Raw genomic sequence first — 19,754 nt, 5'->3', positions numbered from 1 at the left:
TCTTCATCACGACGAGGGGTTGGCCTTGAGCTTCCGGACCCCAGGAGCCGGCGGCAGGGCGATGCGCTTGCCCCGCCGACCGCGACTGCTTCTGCCCGTCGCGATCGCACTCGTGGCGATTGTGGCGCTCTTCTTCCTATTTTCCGGGATTTATACCGACTATCTATGGTTTAGCGCTGTCGACTACACGCGGGTCTTCTCCAGCGTGCTGCTGACCCAGGTGGTGCTGTTCCTCATCGGAGCGGTGCTCATGGTCGGCATCGTCGGCGGCAACATGCTGCTCGCCTACCGCACGCGGCCGACGTTCGGCCCGGCGGTCTTCGGCGGGGGCAGCGGCGCCGACCGCTACCGCGCCGCGCTCGACCCGCACCGCAAGCTGATCTTCATCGTCGGCCTGGCCCTGCTCGCGCTCTTCGCGGGCTCCTCTCTCGCCGGCCAGTGGCATACCTGGATCGAGTTCGCCAACGCCCAGCCGTTCGGCACGACCGACGCCGAGTTCAAGCGCGACATCTCGTTCTTCATGTTCGAGCTCCCGTTCATCAGGCTGGTGCTCAACTTCCTGTTCACCGCCGTGATCCTCTCGGCCATCCTGGCGGCGATCACCCATTACCTGTACGGCGGGTTCCGGCTGCAGTCGCCCGGCGTGCACGCCTCCAAGGCCGCGCGCATCCACCTGTCGGTGCTGCTCGGCGTGTTCGTCCTGCTCAAGGCCATCGCCTACTGGTACGACCAGTTCGACCTGGTCTTCTCCGACCGCGGCTTCGTCCACGGCGCCTCCTACACCGACATCAACGCGGTGCTTCCGGCCAAGAACATCCTCGCGATCATCGCCCTGATCTGCGCCCTGATGTTCTTCGCCGGCATCTTCCGGCCGGGCGGCATGCTTCCCGGGGTCTCGTTCGGCCTGCTCGCGCTCTCGGCGGTGCTGATCGGCGGCGTCTACCCGATGCTCGTCGAGCAGTTCCAGGTCAGGCCCAACCAGCAGGCCAAGGAGTCCCCCTACATCGCCCGCAACATCGAGGCGACCCGAAACGCCTACAACGTCGACGACGCCAAGGTGGAGCCCTACAGCGCCGTGGCCGACCCGAGCCAGGTGCGGGAGAACGCCGCCGGCGACACGTCCGTGACCGGCGTCCGCCTGCTCGACCCCGCGCTCGTGTCCGCCACCTACGAGCAGACCCAGCGCATCCGGGGCTTCTACAACTTCGCCGACCAGCTCGACGTCGACCGCTACCCCGACGCCAACGGCAAGCTCACCGACCACATCGTGGCCGTGCGCGAGCTGACCGGCCCGCCCGAGGGCCAGAACAACTGGATCAACCGCCACCTGGTCTACACCCACGGCTACGGCTTCGTGGCCGCCCCCGGCAACCAGGTCGACTCCAGCGGCCTGCCCGCCTACGACGCCAAGGACATGCCGGTCACCGGCCCCCTGGCGGAGCGCACCGGCCTCAAGGAGTCGCGCATCTACTTCGGCGAGACCACCGGCGCCGACTACGTCATCGCCGGCGGCAACCCCGAGCGCCCGCAGGAGCTCGACTACCCGGAGACCGGCGGCACCGGCCAGAAGAACACCACCTACACGGGCAAGGGCGGAGTCCCGGTCGGCTCGTTCATCAACCGGCTCTTCTACGCCGCCAAGTACAGCGAGGTCAACATCCTGCTGTCCGGCGACGTCAACGACAACTCCAAGATCCTGTACGAGCGCAGCCCGCGTGACCGCATCGCCAAGGTCGCCCCGTTCCTGACGCTCGACTCCGACCCGTACCCCGCGATCATCGACGGCCGGGTCACCTGGATCGTCGACGCCTACACCACGTCCAACTCCTACCCCTACTCGCAGAGCGAGAGCCTGCAGGAGATGACCCGCGACACGGCCACCGACCGGTCCCGGGTGATCGCCCAGCAGCCGCAGGACAAGATCAACTACATGCGCAACTCCGTCAAGGCCACGGTCGACGCCTACGACGGCACCGTCACGCTCTACGCCTGGGACCCGGACGACCCGGTGCTCAAGACCTGGAGCAGCGCGTTCCCCGGCATCATCCAGCCGAAGACCGAGATGAGCGAGAGCCTGCTCGCGCACGTCCGCTACCCCGAAGACCTGTTCAAGGTGCAGCGCTACACCCTGTCGCGCTACCACATCACCGACGCCGCGGCCTTCTACAGTGGCCAGGACTTCTGGAACGTCCCCAACGACCCGTCGCAGGGCGAGCAGAACGTCAAGCAGCCGCCCTACTACCTGACCACCACGATGCCGGGTGACCAGCCGAAGTTCTCGCTGACCACCACGTTCGTGCCACGGCAGGGCCCCAACCTGGCGGCGTTCATGGCCGTCGACTCCACGGCCGGCGACGGCTACGGCAAGCTGCGCATCCTGCGCATGCCGTCCAACACCCCGATCCCAGGCCCCGGTCAGGCGCAGAACGCCTTCCAGAGCCGGTTCGCGGGTGAGCTCAACCTGCTGGGCGTCGGCGCCTCCTCGGTCCGCTACGGCAACCTGCTGACGCTGCCGTACGCGGGCGGGCTCGTCTACATCGAACCCGTCTACATCCAGGTCGCGGCGGGAGGCGGCCAGGAGCCGTACCCGATCCTGCAGCGCGTCCTGGTGTCGTTCGGCAGCGAGATCGGCGTCGCCCGCAACCTCGACGAGGCGCTGGCCCAGGTCTTCGGCAAGGAGCAGACCACCGGAGACCAGCAGCAACAGCAGTCTCAGGAGAACCAGCAGCAGGAAAACCAGCAACAGCAGCAGTCCGCCCTGCAGACCGCGATCGGCGACGCCCAGAAGGCGTACGACGACGCCACCAAGGCCCTGCAGAGCGACCCGCCCAACTGGGAGGAGTTCGGCAAGGCGCAGCAGCGCCTGGACGACGCCCTGGAGAAGCTCCGCACCGCCGGGGTCCAGGCGCCGGTCACCCCGACCCCCTCGCCGACCGGTTCACCGTCACCGTCGCCGTCCCCGACCGGGTCGGCGACCCCGGCGCCGACCGAATCACCGGAGCAAGGGTCCTAGCTCTCTCGATTTGCGTGAGTCCCGCGTCGGGGATAGTCTTTAGACACACACCGACGCGGGGTGGAGCAGTTCGGTAGCTCGCTGGGCTCATAACCCAGAGGCCGCAGGTTCAAATCCTGCCCCCGCTACCAAGAGGAAATGCCCTCCAGGATCTTCCTGGAGGGCATTTCGCATGTACAGCCATCTTCAGGCAGAGGAACGTCGCAGGCGATCCGGTCGGCGGCAGTCGATCTTCCCGCGGGCGCCCGTCGATTTGCGTGAACTCCCGTTTCAGGGATAGTGTCAAGACACACCGACGCGGGGTGGAGCAGTTCGGTAGCTCGCTGGGCTCATAACCCAGAGGTCGTGGGTTCAAATCCTGCCCCCGCTACAAGAAGAAACGCCCTCCGGGATCATCCCGGAGGGCGTTTCGCATGTCCGGGCAGCGGAGCCGCCCGTTCCCGCAGGGCCCGCGCACGCCCAGTCCCTGGCTGGAGCGTTCAGCTCCGATGGACAGCCTCCGGCGCGGGCTCCGGCCGGTACCCGAGCCGGCCGCGCGTCGCGACGAGCACCACGAGCGCCGCCGTGGTGCCGGCGAGCAGAGTGACGTGGGACGCCTGCTCGGCGGTGGCGAGCGAAGGGAACACGTCCGCGTACATGATCGACATGAAGTTGTTGACGCTGACGTGCAGCAGCATGACCAGCGGCAAGCTCTGACCGGTCCGGTTGAACACCCAGGTGACGACCACGCTGAAGACGCAGGCGAAGGCGACGAACTCGCCGACCCTCATCCAGGTGACGTCCGGCCACCCGCCCCACTCGCTCAGGAACAGCGGCAGGTGCCAGATGCCCCAGAGCGGCCCGAGGACGAGGGTCGCGCCCAGCGGGCCGAACCTGCGCTGCATGCGGGGCAGGGCGAAGTCACGCCAGCCGGGCTCCTCCGCCAGGCCGGTCGTGACCATCTGGATGAGCAGGCCCGGCAGGTAGGCCACCAGCATGACGGCGGACGGCAGGCGGATCTCTCCGCCCGACAACGCCAGGCCGCTGACGATGATGGCGGCGGGCACGCCGACGGCCGTCGCGACATACCAGACCCAGCTGACCCGCCACTTGGTCATGCGGCCGATCCACCGGCGGACGCCTTCCCTGCCGTCCGCGACCGCGGTCACGATGAACGCGGCGAGGATGGGGCCGAGATACGCGCCGGGGAGGACGCCCAGGATCTGGGTGCCGCCGAGCGCCGAGGGGAAGGTGAAGTCCAGGACCCCGAGACCGGTCGCCGAGAGGATGTAGGGCGTCCAGGCGGCCCAGCTCATCAGGTTGGCCAGGACGAAGAAGCTGATCAGCGGACGGCGGCGGATGAACCCCCGGATCCCGGTCCGGCTCGGCCGCTGATCGACGCCTGGCGGGCTGTCGACTGACATGACATCGCTCCTTGGGGAGTGGCTTGGCTGACGCTGATCAGCACACCAGCCGCGGCCCCGCCGGTCGCTCCCGCGTACGCCCCAACCCGCGGTACAGCCAGGGGTACCAGTCGGCCCGGCAGGTGTCAGGCGGTCGCCGGGCGGCCACGCGGGTAGAGTGATGCGGTCCGCGGGGTGAGCACGGCAGGGGTAGGACGATGATCGACATCATGGGCGAAGGCGGCCGGCGCCGGACGTTCGCCGTCATCAGCCACCCCGACGCGGGCAAGTCCACCATGACCGAGGCGCTCGCCCTGCACGCCTCGGCGATCACCCAGGCGGGGGCGGTCCACGGCAAGGCCGGGCGCCGCGGCGTCACCTCCGACTGGATGGAGATCGAACGCTCGCGCGGCATCTCGATCACCTCCGCCGCGCTGCGCTTCGACTACCGGGGCCACGTGTTCAACCTCGTCGACACCCCCGGCCACGCCGACTTCTCCGAAGACACCTACCGGGTGCTGGCCGCCGTCGACTGCGCGGTCATGCTCATCGACGCGGCCAAGGGCATGGAGCCGCAGACCATGAAGCTGTTCGAGGTGTGCCGCCACCGCCGCATCCCGGTCATCACGTTCGTCAACAAGTGGGACCGTCCCGGCCGCGACGCCCTCGAACTGCTCGACGAGATCGAGGACCGCACACGCCTGCGCCCCACGCCGGTCACCTGGCCGATCGGCGCCGCCGGCCACTTCCACGGCGTGATCGACCGGCCGGCCGGGCGCGCGGTCCGCTACGAGCGGACTCCCGGCGGCGCCACCAAGGCGCTGACCCGCGAGCTGACCGACGAGCAGGCCCTGGCCGAGCTGGGCGAAGACTGGCGGCGCGCCGGTGAGGAGACCGCGCTGCTGGCGGCCATCGGCGCCGACCACGACCAGAAGGCCTTCGAGGCCCACGAGTCCACCCCGGTGCTGTTCGGCGCGGCGCTGCCCAACTTCGGGGTGGCACGGCTGCTGGACACGATGGTCGAGCTGGCCCCGCCGCCGGCGCCGCGTCCGGACGTGCACGACACGCCCAGGGCGCTGGACGCGCCGTTCTCCGGGCTGGTGTTCAAGGTGCAGGCCAACATGGACCGCGCGCACCGCGACCGGATCGCGTTCGTCCGCGTGTGCTCCGGGCGGTTCGAGCGCGGGATGGTGCTCACCCACGCCGCCACCGGGCGGCCGTTCGCCACCAAGTACGCCCAGAGCGTGTTCGGCCAGGATCGCACCACGCTCGACGAGGCCTACCCGGGTGACGTGGTCGGCCTGGTCAACGCCGGTGCGTTGCGGCCCGGCGACACCCTGTTCGACGGGCCGCCGGTGACCTACCCGCCGATCCCCAGCTTCGCCCCCGAACACTTCGCGGTCGCCCGGGGACGCGACTCCGGCAAGTCCAAGCAGTTCAGGCGCGGCATCGACCAGCTCGATGCCGAGGGCGTCATCCAGGTGCTCCGCTCCGACCTGCGCGGCGACCAGGCGCCGGTGCTGGCGGCGGTCGGGCCGATGCAGTTCGAGGTGGTGCAGCACCGCATGGCCGCTGAGTTCGGCGCCGAGATCAGCCTCGACCGGCTCGACTACACGCTGGCCCGCCGCACCGACGCCGCCTCCGCGCCGGCCCTCGACCGCGAGCGTGGCTGCGAGGTGCTGACCCGCTCCGGAGACCAGGCGATGCTGGCGGTGTTCACCGACCAGTGGCGGATGCGCACGATCGCCCGCGACCAGCCAGGCCTGACCCTGGAGCCGCTGATCGCCGACACCAATCGGGAGCAGCGCTGACCGGCCCGCGCCGCTAGCCGTTCTCCGCCAGCCAGCGGTCCAGCTCCTCCCGGTCCCGCCGCAGCTCGGGAACCCAGACCCCGGCGTCGCGAGGGTCGTGCTTGAGCAGCTCGGGGATGTCCGCGTTCCAGTCTTCGGCGATCTCGGCGACCGCCTCACGGAGCTTGGCCTCCAGCTTGCTCCGCACGAACAGCAGGCCGACCGCCGCGAGCGGCCGGACCCAGCCGCGTCCCCGCACGACCAGCGTGAAACCGAGCCGCCACTTCCCGCCGCCCTCGGCAGCCGCCCTGACCAGCAGGCGCGCCTGCCCATAGTGATGACGGAGCAGCACGGTCGCCGGCGCCTGCCCGCCTCCGCCCTCCACCTGGCGCCACCACTGCCGGAAGTCGAGCCGAGCGGCCCACGACAGCCGGTGGAGGCGCTTGGCGGCGTGGTGCTCGCCCCCGGCCACGAGCGACCGCGGCGCGCCGGGATCGGACAGTTTCACCGTCCACGTGGTCTTCTGGTCGTCGGGGTGCCAGGTGGTGACGGCCGCGCTCACCTCTCTCGTACGCTCCCATGAGGTGATCAGCAGCTCGCTGGTGGTGCCGTTCCCGTCCTCGCCCTCCGGCGGGTCGGTGTGGCGCTGGTAGCGCGCGCCGGCGGTCAGGTGGTCGCCCTCGACGAGCGCGACGTCGGCGAGCTCCTCGTCGCCCTGGATCCAGCCTTCCTCGTCCGTGCGCAGGTCCTCCGCGCGGTCGAGCAGGGCGCGTACGTACTCCTCGAACCAGTCGCGGGGGATCGCCTCGACGACGGCTGCTGCCTGTAAACGGGCCATACGAAGCATGGTCGCGGCGATACCGGGCCCGTGTCCACAAGCCGGCGCCCTCCGGGGTCTCCCTCGGAGGGCGCCGGTCGGGGCATGGGGGTCCTTACGCCATCAGCACCTCCTGCGGCTGTCCAGGGCTCTGTCTCTCGGGAAGCCACGGTCATGGAGAGGTACGGAGGAGCGGGCGGTCGAGTTCACCCCTGGCATCGCTCAATCGCCCCGGAGGGCGCGGAGCACGGCCGCCTGCTCGGCTGTCGTGCCCACCTCGCGGGCGCGGGCGGCGTCCGCGGCCGAGAACCCCGCGACCACCCAGGCGGCGACCTCGGTACGCGGTATCGCCGCGTCCCACCAGTCCCGCATCAGGCCGAGCGCGTCGACGCCGCGTCCGGCCAGGCCGGCGGCCTCGGCAGGAGTGAAGCCGATGGCGCGGTAGACGGCCGCGCCGGCCGGGTCGATGCCGGTTTCCGCCCAGGACACGGCCACGGCGCCGGTCCATCCCGCGTCGAGATAGGCACGCGCCGTCGCGGCGGGCACACCGCCTCCCAGGAGCGCCCGCATGGTCTCGCGCTGCTCGCCGTCGAGCGCGCTGGGCCGGGGCGAGCGGGAACGGAGCAGGGTGCGCAGCCACCCGCGGGGGCCGGGACGCTCCCCGGCGAGGTGCCGCTCGGCCGCTTCCTCGTGCGGGTAGCCGAGTTCGTGCCAGCGCACGGCGTCGCGGGGCGTCATGCCCGCCCGCAGGAGAGGCTGCACCGTGTACGGGGAGAGGCCCGCGGTGCGCCAGGCGAGGGCCTGATCGGGGGTGTGGACGCCGCCGGCCCGCCATCGTTCGGCGGTGTCCAGCGGGAACCCGCCGCCGATCCAGCGCCGCGCCTCGGCGACGGTGAACCCGCGGGCGGTCCACTCGTGCAGATCCTCGGGCTCGGGGCGGTCGGCGTAGGCGATGCTCATGATCTCTCCCGGTCGAGGTCTTCGTCTCGGATCGTGACGGTGTGGGCCCAGGCGGGCGGTCGTCCGGTGCCGACGAGCCCGACCAGCACGGGGACGGACGGCCGGTGCTCCGGCCACGGGGTCTGCCCGTCGGTGAGGACGACGACCAGGTCGGGGCGCGGGCGCAGGGCCAGGGCGGCGGTGATGCCTTCGCGCAGGTCCGTTCCGCCTCCGCCGGTCAGCTCGATGTCCTCCGTCCTGCGTACGGTCTGGACGGGGTGCGCGTGCAGGTCGCAGCAGATCACCCGCAGCCGCCGTCCGGGCCCCCGGGCGAGAGCGGTGATCTCGGCGAGGAACCGGGCCAGCATGGGCTGCGGGATGCTGCCTGAGGTGTCCGCGACCAGCACGATCTCGGGCGCCGGGGCGACCATCGCGGGCAGCACCACGCCGTTCACGGGCGGGCGCCGCGCGGGACGGCGGTAGGAGAAGTCCACCCGTCCCGAGGCCTGCCTTACGCCGCGCCGGACGCGCGCGCCGAGCTCGGCCCGCCAGTCGACGGCGGGACGCAGGCGTTCCCCGGCCCAGCGCCGCCACCCGCCGGCCACCGGAGACCGGGCGGCGGCCCTGGTCTCGATCTCGCGGGCGATCGCGAGTTCGAGGATGTCGCGCTCGACGCCGTCCAGCCCTCCGCCGGAGATCTCGTACGGGCGCTCCACCCCGTCCGCCGCGCTGCCGCAGTCGATCAGCTCGGCGAGCGGGCGGCCGCCCCGGCGGTGCGCGGCGTCGAGAACCTCGATCAGCGACAGGTACTCCTCCGCCATCCGCCCTTCCGGCAGGCCGAGAGCGCGCGGGGAGATCACCCCTGCGGGCGCGCCGGCTTCGAGATCGTCGTTGACCTCGGCGTCGGCGGCCTGGATCCAGTGCGGTGACGGCCCGGGGGAGCGGGCGGCATGGTGGCGGACGAGGTGGCCGATGTGGTGCAACAGCCACCATCCGATCTCCCCGGCGGGCGTGGCCAGGGTCGTGCCGGGGTCGAGGTGGACGTGCCACCGGGTGTCGGTGGGGAAGGCGCGGAACTCGGCGTCGGCGACGGGCTCGCCGGTCACGTCGTCCAGATACGGTTCGAGGACGACCGGCCTCAGCGCGAACAGCGCGCTCGCCAGGTAGGGCGCGCGGGCGGCGGCCCACACCCGCGCCTCGGCGAAACGCCGCAGCACGTCGGGGGTACGGTCCACGGGGTTCATGGCATGAGGCCCGCGGATCGCAGGATCGGCGCGAGGTCGAGGAGCGCGGAGGGCAGGCCCGCCCCGGCCGGACGGTTCGCGGCCAGCGTCCGCGCCGAGGCCGCGGCCACGTCGGGCGTCGTCTTCGAGACCCGGCCGATCACCGTCCAGGCGCGTTCCCAGGCCGCCGCGCCGCCGTCGGCCACGACATGCGCGACCAGCCCGCCCAGCAGCGCGTGCAACCGGTCCGCCCGATCCGGCAGCGGCGCATCGGGGTCGTCCAGCAGGGTCTCCGGGTCGGGCAGGTCCAGCGTGCGCAACCAGGACAGCAGCTCGAACCCGGCCGCCTCGCCCACCGCCCCGATCACCAGCGCCGCCACCGCCGCGTCCACATCGGTCACCGCCGCGTCGGCCTCTCCGGCGGCCAGCGCGATCGCGGCCATCTCCCAGCTGCGCGGGCTCGGCCAGCTCCTGCCCGCGCGCTCCGGCGTACCCGGCACGGCGAGCACCAGCTCGGGCCTGACCCGCAGGAAGGCGCCGACCCGCGCCTTCGCCGCGGCCACCCCCGCCCGCGACGGAGGGACGACCCGGACGGCGTCCGGCTCGGGGAACCCGTGGGCCAGGCCGTCGGCCACGTCCACGGGCGAGACCTCCCAGTCCAGGTGGACGAGCCGGTTCGCGAGCGGCGCCGACAGCTCCCAGCCGTCCGCGGCCAGGTCCGGCGGGTTCGCGGCGGCCACGATCCGCACCCCTTCGGGAAGTACGAGGTCGCCCACGGCGCGTTCCAGCACCACCCGCAGCATCGCGGCCTGCACCGCCGGCGGCGCCGTGGTCAGCTCGTCCAGGAAGAGCAGCCCCGACCCGGCGGACGCCAGCCGTTCCGCCCAGCGCGGCGGCGCGAACCACGTCCCCTCCTGGCGGACGACCGGGAGCCCGGCGAAGTCGCCGGGCTCGCGGACCGATCCGACGACCACCTCCACCGGCAGGTCCAGCTGCCGCCCGAGCGCGACGACGGCGGACGTCTTGCCGGTGCCCGGCGCTCCCCACAGCAGGACGGGCAGGCCCGCCCGCACCGCCAGGGCGAGGGCCGTGCGCACGCTGTCGTTCTTCGTCATGGGAATCCTCCAAGGTGTCGCGTCAACCATAGTTGACCCTCCGGAAGACGGTCAACTATGGTTGACGGGAATGGAGGCCCGCGCGGCCACGAGCGCGTCGACGTATGACTGGATCATGAGCGCTCGCTACGACGGCCTGGCCGAGTGGTACGACGAGTTCAACGCCGAAGGCGCCGCGGGGAACGCGCCCGAGCTGGCCGAGCTGCTCGGACCGGGCGACGGCCCCTGCCTCGACCTGGGCTGCGGCACCGGCCACTATCTCGGCACGATCCGCGCCACCGGCAGGACCGTCGTCGGGCTCGACCGGTCAGCCGACCAGCTGCGGCTCGCCCGCCGCAGGGACCCGGCGCCGCTGTTACAGGGCGACGGCCACGCGCTGCCGTTCGGCGACGGCGCGTTCGGGACCGTCACCGCCCTCTGGCTGTCCACCGACATCCCCGACTTCGCCGCGCTGACGAAGGAGGCCGCCCGAGTGCTGCGCCCGGGCGGCCTCCTGCTGTTCTACGGGGTGCAACCCTGCTTCAACGGCCCGCACATCGAAAAACGTGAGGACGGCGCCGTGACCATCATCCCGCGCCGTTGATCCTTGCCGTGCGCGCCGTCAGACCACAGTCTCCGCCGGGCCCGTGAGCATCGTGACGCCCGCGCCCGCGAAGTTCGCCAGGTCCGTCACCGCCTGCTGACCGACGTCGCTGCCCATGGCGGTGTTGAACGCGGCCTCGTCGTCGAACGTCAGCACCGCCACCAGGTAGTAGGCCGGCTCCGCGCCCCCGGGCCGGGTGGCCGTGTAGGAGCGCAGGCCGGGAAGCCGGGCGGCGAGCGGCGCGTGCACCTCGTCGTAGTGCTTGTCGAACGCGGCCGTGCTCTCCGGGTGGTGGTAGAGCGCGAGGAGCTGGTACGCCATGACGCCTCCAGATGTCGGTTGCCTCGATCAAACATCGGCGGAGCCGCGAGCGGTAGCCCCGGCCAGGAGCGCGGACCACGAAGCGATACATCATGACAAACGGTTGTAAACGCGAGTATGTGGCGAGTTGGATATCAAACTCTCAACTTTTGTGACGCCGGGTTGTAGCCCGTGACCCTCAGCGGCATAGTGGGGCAAATCACAGCGCGCATCCGTCGCGGGAGTGCTCTGCAGGCACTCACCGCCTCTTCGGCATCGACTATGCGCAGGCACGCGCGGATTGGATGAAGCGTATGAGAGCCGCCCCACCGATCCGCTCCAAGCTGGTCCGCATCCTCATCGTCCCGCTGGTCTCGCTGATCGGCTTATGGGTGTACATCGCGTACACGATGGTGGGCGAGACCTCCGGATTCGCGGGCAGTCGCAGCGAGTGGGACGCCGTCGGCGTCCCCGCCCGCGACCTGATCGCCCAGCTGCAACGCGAACGGCAGCTGACCGCCGAGGCCGCCGGGAACACGTCAGGCAACGCCCAGCTCGGCACCCAGCGCCAGCACACCGACCAGGCCGTGGCCCGCATCAGGGACGTGGCCGCCACGGTGACGAGCGACGTCAGCACCCCGCCCGACGCGGTGCGCGACCTGCTCGGCGAGCTCGACGGGCTGCCCAGCATCCGGGCCGGCGCCGACCTGGACCAGGTGCCGGTGCTCGCCACCACCGAGAAGTTCAACAACGTCATCAGCGTCGCCAACCGCCAGTTCGCCGGCACCGAGATGATCACCGCGGTCTCCTCGTACCGAGTGCTGCGCGGCCTCGGCTACTACGGCGCCGTCGACGAGTACGTGGCCAGGGAGAACGCCATCCTCACGCCGGCGCTGCAGCGCGGCGAGATGACCAGGGCCGAGCACGGCGCGTTCGTCGCGGCGATGGCCGGCCGCCGCGTCCAGCTCGTGAACGCCGAGCGGGACATGGGCCCCGAGCTGCGGGTCTGGCACGAGCAACTGTTGGCCGAGCCCGCCTACCAGCGGTTCACCACCGCCGAGGACGCCGTCTTCCACTGGAACAAGAGCGGCAGGCCGCCGATCCTGGCCGAATCCTGGCGGCGGGACGCCGGCGCCGTCCACACCATCCTGAGCGACAACTACGCCAAGGAGCTGGCCCGCGCCTCCGCCAAGGGCGAGGACCTGGTCTTCGCCGGCCTGATGCGCATCGTGCTGGTCGTCGGCCTGGGCCTGCTGGCCGTGGTGCTGTCGATCGCGCTCTCGTACCGGTTCGGCCGGTCGCTGGTGAACGAGCTGAAGAAGCTGCAGGGCTCGGCCGTCGAGCTGGCCGAGGTGCGGCTGCCCCGGCTGGTCGAGCGGCTGCGCAAGGGCGAGGACGTGGACCCGGCCGAGACGCCGGAGCTGGAGAGCGCCCGCACCGCCGAGGTGGAGCGGGTGGTGCAGGCGTTCTCGGCCGTGCAGCGCACCGCCGTCGAGGCCGCCGTCGGCCAGGCCACCCTGCGCAAGGGCGTCGGCCAGGTCTTCCTGAACCTGGCCCGCCGCAACCAGGCGCTGCTGCACCGCCAGCTCTCGCTGCTGGACGCGATGGAGCGCAAGGCCGAGGACCCGGACACCCTTGAGGGCCTGTTCAAGCTCGACCACTTCACCACCCGCATGCGCCGCCACGCGGAGAACCTCATCATCCTGTCCGACGCCGCCCCCGGCCGCCGCTGGCGGGACCCGGTGCCGATCTTCGACGTGGTACGCAGCGCCGCGCTGGAGGTGGAGGACTACACGCGCGTCACCATCCAGCCGATGCCGGACAGCCCGCTGCTCACCGGCGGCGCGGTGACCGACGTCATTCACCTGGTCGCCGAGCTGCTGGAGAACGCCACCGCCTTCTCGCCGCCCAACACCAGCGTGCAGGTACGCGGTCTCACGGCGGCCAACGGCTTCGCCCTGGAGATCGAGGACCGCGGCCTGGGCGTGAACCCCGGCACCCTGGAGGAGCTGAACGCCCAGCTCATCACCCCGCCGGAGTTCGACCTGGCGCGCAGCGACCGGATGGGCGTCTTCGTGGTCTCCCGGCTGGCCGCGCGGCACGGCGTCAAGGTCACACTCCGCCCGTCCCCGTACGACGGCACGACCGCGATCGTGATGCTGCCGACGAGCGTGCTCGCCGAGCGCGCGCCGGTCCCGTCGCAGCTCAGCCAGTCGCTGTTCGAGCCCGTCCGGCAGGTCCCGCCCCCGCCGCCCAGGGAGGTGCGCGCGTCCGGCCCGGTGCGGACGCTCGACCCGCCCACCGGGCCGATCCCGCGGCAGACGGAGCCGGACGACGACCTGGACGGCCTGCCGGTCCGGGTACGCCAGGCACATCTCGCACCACAACTACGGAAAACACGTCCGGAGCAGGAGCCCGACGTCTCCGCCCGCGCACCAGAGGAACTGTTCAGCCTCATGACCTCCATGCAGGAGGGCTGGCGGCAGGCGCGCAGAGAGACGAACGGCGACCGCGACGTGCGCGACGAAAGGGATTCCCATGGCTGACGCGAGATCTGAGCTGAGCTGGCTGCTCGACGACCTGGCCAACCGGGTCGCGGGAGTGCGGCACGCGATCCTGCTGTCCGCCGACGGCCTCACCATGGGCGGATCCCAGGGGCTGACCAGGGAGGACACCGAGCACCTCGCGGCGATCGCGGCAGGCAGCCACAGCCTGGCGATGGGCGCGGGCCGGCACTTCGGGATGGGCGGCGTCCGCCAGACGATCATCGAGCTGGAAGGCGGCTTCCTGTTCGTCACCGCGGCCGGTCAGGGCGCCCGGCTGGCGGTCCTGGCCGCGGGCGACTCCGAGCTGGGCCTGATCACGTACGAGATGGCCCTGCTCGTCCGTCGGGTGGGCGAGCACCTGACCGCGCTGCCGAGAGGCGCGGCGCCCGCGCCGGTGTGGAACGGGATGACACCGTGACAGACGACGATCCGGGGCCTCTGATCCGGTTGTACGGTCTCACGGGCGGCCGGGCGCGGCCCCAGGGCGAGGCGTTCGACCTGGTGGCCATCGTCGCCACGGTCCACCTGCCGCAGGAGCCGTCCGTGCTGAACCCGGAGCATCACACCATCCTGCGCATCTGCCGCAGGCCGACCCCCGTGGCCGACGTCGCGGCCGGGCTCGGCCTGCCGCTCAACGTCACCCGCGTGCTGCTCGGTGACCTGCGGCGCGAGGGGCTCGTGAGCATCACCCCGCCGAAGCCCGCCAACCAGTCGATCGATGAACGTACCTACAGGGATGTACTGCATGGAATTCGCAGGCTTTGATCGCCCCCGGCCCTCCGGAGGGACGCTCACCGCGACCGCCCTGAAGATCCTGGTGGCCGGCGGCTTCGGCGTGGGCAAGACCACCATGGTCGGCACGATCAGTGAGATCCGCCCTCTGCACACCGAGGAACTCCTCAGCGACCGCGGCGTGGGCGTGGACGACGTGTCCGGCGTCGAGCGGAAGGTCGCCACCACGGTGGCGCTCGACTTCGGCCGCATCACCATCCGCCAGGATCTGTGGCTGTACCTGTTCGGCACGCCAGGGCAGGACCGTTTCTGGTTCATGTGGGACGAACTCGCGCTCGGCGCGCTGGGCGCCGTCGTGCTCGCCGACACCCGCAGGCTGGCCGACTGCTTCCCGGCCGTCGACTACTTCGAGCAGCTCAAGCTCCCCTTCGTGGTCGCGGTGAACTGCTTCGACGGGGCCCGCCGGCACGATCCTGGGAAGGTGCGGCGGGCCGTCGGACTGGACGAGACGACTCCGGTCATCATGTGCGACGCGCGTAACCGGTCCTCGGTCAAAGAGGTCCTGACCATGCTCGTCACCCATGCGATGGAGGTCCGCTAGCGGGCTGTGCAGGCGATCGGCGCCGGGGTGGCGGCCGAGCCGTTGGCCAGGAAGCCGAACGTGGTGGTGCCGCCCGCGGCGACCGCGCCGTTCCAGCCGAGGTTGCCGACCGTCACGGACGAACCGGAGGAGCTCAGGTCGCCGTTCCAGAGCTGGGAGATCGACTGGCCGCCGGCGAAGGACCAGCCGACCTGCCAGCCGGAGATGGCCGACGCGCCGGTGTTGCGCACGGTGACCTCGGCCTGGAAGCCGCCCTGCCAGCTGTTGACGATCGTGAACGCAGCGGCGCAGCCCTGGCCGGTCGGCGTCACGGTCGGGGTGACCGTCGGGGTGACCGTCGGGGTGACCGTCGGGGTGACGGTGGGCGTCTGGGTCGGCTCGCCCGCCGCGATGGCCAGGTCGTAGGCGCGCTGCGGCACGAACTGGCCTGCCGCCGCGATGCAGCCGTCGGCCTCACCCGGCGGCTTCACCCACAGGAACGCGTCGATCATCGAGTCGCCCGTCGCCGTGGTGCTCCACGTGCCCGTGGCGCGGCCCGCGGGGTCGCACCACTCGCTCCCGGCCGGGCCGTTGCCGTTGCGGCTGGTGTCGATCACCGCGCGCAGTCTGGAGTCGCCGGTCGCCGCTATGACGCTCTTCGCGTACGACACCAGACCGGGCGACGAGCGGTAGTTGGAGGTGTTGACCGCGATGCCGTCGGCGCTGCTGGACACGTTGGCGCCGCGCAGCCGGTTCGCCGCCTCCCCGGCCGACAGCCAGGCGTCGTGCCCGATGTCGTAGTACACCTTCACCTGTGACGACGTCGCCTTGAACCGCTGGCCCGCGTACGACATCGACGCCTGCACCTGGGCCTGCTCGGTGGAGTTCATGCAGTTCGACATGATGGCCAGGGCGTCCGGCTCCAGCACGATCGTGGCCGGGCGGCCGCCGAGACCGGCCGCGATCTGGTCGATCCAGGCCCGGTACGCCGTGTGGTCCGGCGCCCCGCCCGCGCTCGGGCCGCCGCAGTCGCGGTTCGGCATCGCGTACACGGACATGATCGGGATCTTGCCCGCCCTCGACGCCGCGCCCACGTACGCGTCGACCTGCGCCCGGACGGTGGACGGGTTGTACGTGGCGAACCAGCGGCCCTGCGGGACCGCGGCGATCCGGTCCCTGATCACCGGGGCGCGGCTGTCGCCGGGGTTGGCGGCCACCCACTTGGCGGCGTTCGTCTCCGGGTCCACGTAGAACGCCGAGTCGGCGGCCTGGACGGCGGAAGAGGTGAAGACGGCCGCCCCCGCCACGGCGGTCGCGACCGCGGTGAAGAGGGCGGCCAGCACGGGCCTTCTACGAGACATGGAAACTCCGTCCTGATATGGGAGCGCTCCCACGCATGGTAGGGAGCCCCCGCCTCCTGCCAGAAGCGCGATCGGCCGCCGGAAGGCAAAGGCACAGGCGGGAGGCCGATGAGCGGCTGAAACTTTCAAGCGGGATTACGACTGACGGCGATCGCGCCGGTCAACCGGCCTGCTCTTGCTAGGGTCCCGTGTGTGCGTGTCCCCGTGACGGGTTCCACCGGCAGGGTGCGGTGGCTCTGGCTCGTGGCGCCGGCCACACTCGCGGCCCTTCTCACCCTCATCGCGATGGTCTTTCCCGGCGGCAGCCTTTATGTCCTGTCTTACGCGGTCCTGTTCTGGATCCTGACGACGGCCCTGTGGATCGTCCTGCTCTGCGTCCCCCGCTACCGCCGGAGCCCCGGCATCGTGGTCGCGCCGCTCGTCGCCGCGCTCACCTGCGCGACCGTCGCGGCCGACCTGCCGATGCGCGCGGCGTTCGCGGTGTCGGAGCCGGCGCTGACCGCCTACGTACGGTCACTGCCGCTGCATCCCGACAGCGTCACGGTGGGCGACGCCGAGAGCGGGCTCGGCGTCGAATGGGTCGGGCTCTTCCCGGTCGGGCGGGCCGTGCGCCACGTCGACCGAGCCGACCTGGGCGTCATCGGGTCGGGAGGCTGGCTGGAGTTCTGCGGTCTCACGTACGTGCACGGGGAGCGGCTGAGAACCTACCGGTTCTCGTCCGTCGACCGGCTCTCCGACAGCTGGTACGCGACGTGCGAGGACTTCTAGGGCCTGCGGCTGACCAGCAGATAGCGCCAGAAGAGGAGGCGCCTGACCCGGGCGCCGGGCAGGAGGCGGGCGGTGTGCTCCCTGACCTCGCCGAGCGTCATCACCGGCGGCCTGACCGGCGCCTTCACCGGTGAGGAGCTCCGGCGGCTCAGCGCCAGGCGCGCGGCGGCGTTCACCGGGACGGCCGCCAGGCTGGTCAGGTAGTCGGCCGCGGTGCTCTCCCGGTAGCAGCCGAGCACCGCAAGCACTCCACCGGGCACGAGCGCCGCACGCAACCTGATCACCGTCTCGAACGGCACGTGGTGCAGGCTGGCCAGGCACGAGATGAAGTCGTAGTGGGCCTCGGGCAGGTCCATGGCGGTGACGTCGGCGCGCGCGTATCGGACACCCGCCGCGCGCGGCGCCGTCTCGATGACCTCCCGCGACGGATCGATCGCGTCCACGACGACACCACGGGCGGCCAGCCGGCGCGCGAACAGCCCGGTGCCGCAGCCCACGTCGAGCGCGGTGGCCGCGCCCGCCGGGAGATGGCGGAGCAGCAGAGGGTGGTAGTGGTCGTTGTGATCGAAGGTCATGGATCCGAGTATCTAGGGTGTTGCCGAGGCCCGCATCATGATGATTACATGATTACATGGATAAAGAAGGCATACCGACGCTTTACGAATGGGCCGGCGGCACGGAGGCGCTGGAGCGGCTGACCGAGGTCTTCTACCGCCAGGTCGTGAAGGACGACCTGATCGGGCCGCTGTTCGCGCACATGGATCCCGGCCATCCCCGGTACGTGGCCATGTGGCTGGGCGAGGTGTTCGGCGGGCCCGCCCGCTACACCGGCGAACGCGGGGGATACTCGCACATGCTGGCCCACCACCTCAACCGGGGCATCACCGAGGAGCAGCGGCGCCGATGGGTGAGCCTGCTCATGGACGCCGCCGACGAGGTAGGGCTGCCGGACGATCCCGAGTTCAGGGCCGCGTTCGCCGGCTACATCGAATGGGGCACCAGGATCGCCCGCACCAACTCGCAGCCCGGCGCCACGCCGCCGCGACAGGCGCCGGTGCCACGGTGGGGCTGGGGCGTCGCTCCTCCGTACCAGCCTTAGAACTCCAGCTGCGGCGGGTCCTCGACCTCCATGGGGTCGATGAAGGTGTCGGACTCGCGGGGGTCCTCCTCGTCCACCCATCTGGAGATGCCACGCGGGATCTCGTCGTCGATCTCCACGATCTGGTGCTGCTGGGGGAACACGTCCTCGTACATCGCGGCCCACGACTGCTGCGGGTCGTCCCCCAGATCCTTGCCGATCTCGTACGGTTGCTCACTCATCGAACTCACGCCTTGCCGATCATCTCGACCGTCTTCCTGGCGGCCCAGCCGAGCAGGGACAGGGCGACCACCACCTGGGTGGCGCGCGACCAGAAAGTGGAGGTCACGTCCGCGTAGACGACCACGCCCAGCCACATCAGGTTGAATATGGCTACCAGCGCGATGGCCGCCCAATTCATCCCTCTCTGCCACATATGCGCAGTCTTACAGTCACCACCCCAAGCCCGGGTATGCGTTGGGTCACCGCCGCGTTGTTTGCCGTTCCAGCCCGCCTGTCGAGTGCGGGCCGCGCGGATCACGGCGGAAGTCAGCGACGCAGGCTGCGGACCGGGCCGACGCAGCGGCGCAGCCGCATGCTGTCACGGGGGCGCGGCTTGGTCTGCTGCTCCGCCAGGCAGGCGAGCAGGGCGGCCGCCGCCTGGGCGTCCGACAGGATGCGCTGCACGGCCTCTCCGGGCTGCGGAAGCTGCCCCCGCTCGTCGAGCTCGTGCCTGACGAACGTCATCGGGTCCGGCGCGCCGGCGTGCTCGGCGGCCACGGTCGCGCGAGCGGCGGTCAGCAGCCGCAGGTAGTGCGTCCGCACCATCGCCTCGCGCATGCGGGCCTGCTCCAGGTCCTCCACCAGGGTCCTCGCCACGTCCAGCAGGTCACCCGCCTGGGTCGCCGGGTCGGCGAGGAAAGCACGGATGTCGTCGTATTCCGAGCGGGTCATGCCGGACACCTCCGAGAGCGCGGGACTGCTCGTGGCAATTCGTACCGCCGGGGCATTGCGGACCACTTGCTGTTCGCTTGCCCTGGGCCCTCCCGGACCAGTGAGGTTTGGGTGTCCCCTGGGGAGGGAAGGACCTGATGATTACCTCTGTGGGCCCGAGATGGTCTTGGAGGCTGCTACAGTTGCTCAGGCACGGGCGGCCAGGGACTCACCAGAGTCCCGGAGAAGCCCGGCGAGTCCCACTCCACACTGATCGTCCGGATGGTTCGCATCTGTCCGGATCGGCCGGTAGGGTAGAGGGGTTGCCTCGGAAACGGGGTGGTTGCCGATTTTTGAAGCTCGATGGGGTTCGCGTCAATTTGACACGAACTTGGGGGGCTGCGAAGATTGGTAACACAAAGACGAAATGAACGCCTCTTCGGCGGGGGCCGCTGGTCGGGTCTTGCCGGGTGTACGCGTCCGTTTCTTGAGAACTCAACAGTGTGTTAAAAGCCAGTGCATGATGCACAACCCCGTCATGATTTTTCATGTGACGGATTCCTTTTTGGTTGGGATTCAAATTCATTTTATGGA

General features: G+C 70.8%; 20 protein-coding genes and 2 tRNA genes. 11 read left to right on the top strand and 11 right to left on the bottom strand.

The window, feature by feature from the left end:
* Positions 1–61: 61 nt before the first annotated feature.
* The 3 genes from KME79_RS08285 (at position 62) to KME79_RS08275 (ending at position 3,383) form a co-directional block, all read left to right on the top strand.
* A complete protein-coding gene (locus KME79_RS08285; protein ID WP_219543960.1) occupies positions 62–3,013 on the top strand; it encodes a UPF0182 family membrane protein in 2,952 nt (983 codons plus the stop codon).
* A 54-nt stretch (positions 3,014–3,067) separates the two neighbouring features.
* A tRNA-Met gene (locus KME79_RS08280) sits at positions 3,068–3,144 on the top strand.
* A gap of 165 nt (positions 3,145–3,309) precedes the next feature.
* Positions 3,310–3,383, top strand: a tRNA-Met gene (locus KME79_RS08275).
* A 109-nt stretch (positions 3,384–3,492) separates the two neighbouring features.
* On the opposite strand, the gene KME79_RS08270 is transcribed toward KME79_RS08275, so the two are convergent.
* Positions 3,493–4,416, bottom strand: coding sequence for a CPBP family intramembrane glutamic endopeptidase (locus tag KME79_RS08270; RefSeq protein ID WP_219543959.1), 924 nt, complete (start codon positions 4,414–4,416; stop codon positions 3,493–3,495).
* Positions 4,417–4,613: 197 nt separating this feature from the next.
* Here KME79_RS08270 and KME79_RS08265 point away from each other — a divergent pair, with 197 nt between their 5' ends.
* Positions 4,614–6,206 (top strand): peptide chain release factor 3, encoded by a 1,593-nt coding sequence (locus tag KME79_RS08265; RefSeq protein WP_219543958.1) that lies wholly within the window; start codon positions 4,614–4,616, stop codon positions 6,204–6,206.
* A gap of 13 nt (positions 6,207–6,219) precedes the next feature.
* Here the strand turns inward: KME79_RS08265 and KME79_RS08260 are convergent, their stop codons facing one another.
* From KME79_RS08260 to KME79_RS46195, 4 genes are all read right to left on the bottom strand, one after another.
* Positions 6,220–7,023, bottom strand: coding sequence for a hypothetical protein (locus KME79_RS08260; RefSeq protein ID WP_219543957.1), 804 nt, complete (start codon positions 7,021–7,023; stop codon positions 6,220–6,222).
* A 201-nt stretch (positions 7,024–7,224) separates the two neighbouring features.
* A complete protein-coding gene (locus KME79_RS08255; RefSeq protein ID WP_219543956.1) occupies positions 7,225–7,962 on the bottom strand; it encodes a hypothetical protein in 738 nt (245 codons plus the stop codon).
* The gene (locus KME79_RS08250) at positions 7,959–9,185 is read right to left on the bottom strand and encodes a vWA domain-containing protein (RefSeq protein ID WP_219543955.1); all 1,227 of its coding nucleotides are present in this window, start codon (positions 9,183–9,185) and stop codon (positions 7,959–7,961) included. Before KME79_RS08250 ends, KME79_RS08255 begins: the two co-directional genes overlap by 4 nt.
* Entirely contained in the window at positions 9,182–10,279 is a 1,098-nt protein-coding gene (locus KME79_RS46195; protein ID WP_219543954.1) for an AAA family ATPase, read from the bottom strand. The genes KME79_RS08250 and KME79_RS46195 overlap by 4 nt, the downstream gene beginning before the upstream one ends.
* 115 nt (positions 10,280–10,394) lie before the next feature.
* Here KME79_RS46195 and KME79_RS08240 point away from each other — a divergent pair, with 115 nt between their 5' ends.
* Positions 10,395–10,862 (top strand): class I SAM-dependent methyltransferase, encoded by a 468-nt coding sequence (locus tag KME79_RS08240; RefSeq protein WP_219543953.1) that lies wholly within the window; start codon positions 10,395–10,397, stop codon positions 10,860–10,862.
* An 18-nt stretch (positions 10,863–10,880) separates the two neighbouring features.
* Here KME79_RS08240 and KME79_RS08235 read toward each other — a convergent pair whose 3' ends face one another.
* On the bottom strand, positions 10,881–11,183 hold the full coding sequence (locus KME79_RS08235; protein WP_219543952.1) for an EthD family reductase: 303 nt from the start codon (positions 11,181–11,183) through the stop codon (positions 10,881–10,883).
* Between the two features lie 293 nt (positions 11,184–11,476).
* Here KME79_RS08235 and KME79_RS08230 point away from each other — a divergent pair, with 293 nt between their 5' ends.
* Genes KME79_RS08230 through KME79_RS08215 form a run of 4 tightly spaced genes read left to right on the top strand, consistent with a single transcriptional unit; the run spans position 11,477 to position 15,041 of the window.
* Entirely contained in the window at positions 11,477–13,708 is a 2,232-nt protein-coding gene (locus KME79_RS08230) for a sensor histidine kinase (protein WP_219543951.1), read from the top strand.
* Positions 13,701–14,126 carry a roadblock/LC7 domain-containing protein gene (locus KME79_RS08225; protein WP_148029312.1) on the top strand — a complete coding sequence of 142 codons (426 nt, stop codon included), beginning with the start codon at positions 13,701–13,703 and terminating at the stop codon, positions 14,124–14,126. The genes KME79_RS08230 and KME79_RS08225 overlap by 8 nt, the downstream gene beginning before the upstream one ends.
* A complete protein-coding gene (locus KME79_RS08220; RefSeq protein ID WP_219543950.1) occupies positions 14,123–14,473 on the top strand; it encodes a DUF742 domain-containing protein in 351 nt (116 codons plus the stop codon). Before KME79_RS08225 ends, KME79_RS08220 begins: the two co-directional genes overlap by 4 nt.
* On the top strand, positions 14,454–15,041 hold the full coding sequence (locus KME79_RS08215; protein WP_148029314.1) for a GTP-binding protein: 588 nt from the start codon (positions 14,454–14,456) through the stop codon (positions 15,039–15,041). The genes KME79_RS08220 and KME79_RS08215 overlap by 20 nt, the downstream gene beginning before the upstream one ends.
* On the opposite strand, the gene KME79_RS08210 is transcribed toward KME79_RS08215, so the two are convergent.
* Positions 15,038–16,381: a glycoside hydrolase family 6 protein gene (locus KME79_RS08210; RefSeq protein WP_219543949.1), complete on the bottom strand. Its 1,344-nt coding sequence runs from the start codon at positions 16,379–16,381 to the stop codon at positions 15,038–15,040. The two genes, KME79_RS08215 and KME79_RS08210, sit on opposite strands and share 4 nt — an antisense overlap.
* Positions 16,382–16,573: 192 nt before the next feature.
* On the opposite strand from KME79_RS08210, the gene KME79_RS08205 reads away from it, so the two are divergent.
* The gene (locus KME79_RS08205; protein WP_219543948.1) at positions 16,574–17,149 is read left to right on the top strand and encodes a hypothetical protein; all 576 of its coding nucleotides are present in this window, start codon (positions 16,574–16,576) and stop codon (positions 17,147–17,149) included.
* On the opposite strand, the gene KME79_RS08200 is transcribed toward KME79_RS08205, so the two are convergent.
* On the bottom strand, positions 17,146–17,724 hold the full coding sequence (locus KME79_RS08200; RefSeq protein WP_219543947.1) for a class I SAM-dependent methyltransferase: 579 nt from the start codon (positions 17,722–17,724) through the stop codon (positions 17,146–17,148). The genes KME79_RS08205 and KME79_RS08200 overlap by 4 nt on opposite strands.
* A gap of 56 nt (positions 17,725–17,780) precedes the next feature.
* Here KME79_RS08200 and KME79_RS08195 point away from each other — a divergent pair, with 56 nt between their 5' ends.
* Entirely contained in the window at positions 17,781–18,248 is a 468-nt protein-coding gene (locus KME79_RS08195) for a group II truncated hemoglobin (RefSeq protein ID WP_219543946.1), read from the top strand.
* On the opposite strand, the gene KME79_RS08190 is transcribed toward KME79_RS08195, so the two are convergent.
* The 3 genes from KME79_RS08190 to KME79_RS08180 all read right to left on the bottom strand — a co-directional run bounded on the left by KME79_RS08190 (position 18,245) and on the right by KME79_RS08180 (position 19,181).
* Positions 18,245–18,469 (bottom strand): hypothetical protein, encoded by a 225-nt coding sequence (locus KME79_RS08190; RefSeq protein WP_148029319.1) that lies wholly within the window; start codon positions 18,467–18,469, stop codon positions 18,245–18,247. The genes KME79_RS08195 and KME79_RS08190 overlap by 4 nt on opposite strands.
* 5 nt (positions 18,470–18,474) lie before the next feature.
* Complete coding sequence (locus KME79_RS08185; RefSeq protein WP_246639496.1) at positions 18,475–18,648, bottom strand: hypothetical protein; 174 nt, start codon at positions 18,646–18,648, stop codon at positions 18,475–18,477.
* Positions 18,649–18,776: 128 nt separating this feature from the next.
* Positions 18,777–19,181 (bottom strand): hypothetical protein, encoded by a 405-nt coding sequence (locus tag KME79_RS08180; protein WP_219543945.1) that lies wholly within the window; start codon positions 19,179–19,181, stop codon positions 18,777–18,779.
* Positions 19,182–19,754 lie beyond the last annotated feature (573 nt).

Origin of the sequence: Nonomuraea harbinensis, assembly GCF_019396385.1 — a bacterium.
Taxonomy (GTDB): Bacteria; Actinomycetota; Actinomycetes; order Streptosporangiales; family Streptosporangiaceae; genus Nonomuraea; species Nonomuraea ferruginea.
The sequence above is the reverse complement of the archived record's forward strand: the minus strand, read 5'-3'. Positions and strand labels throughout refer to the sequence as shown.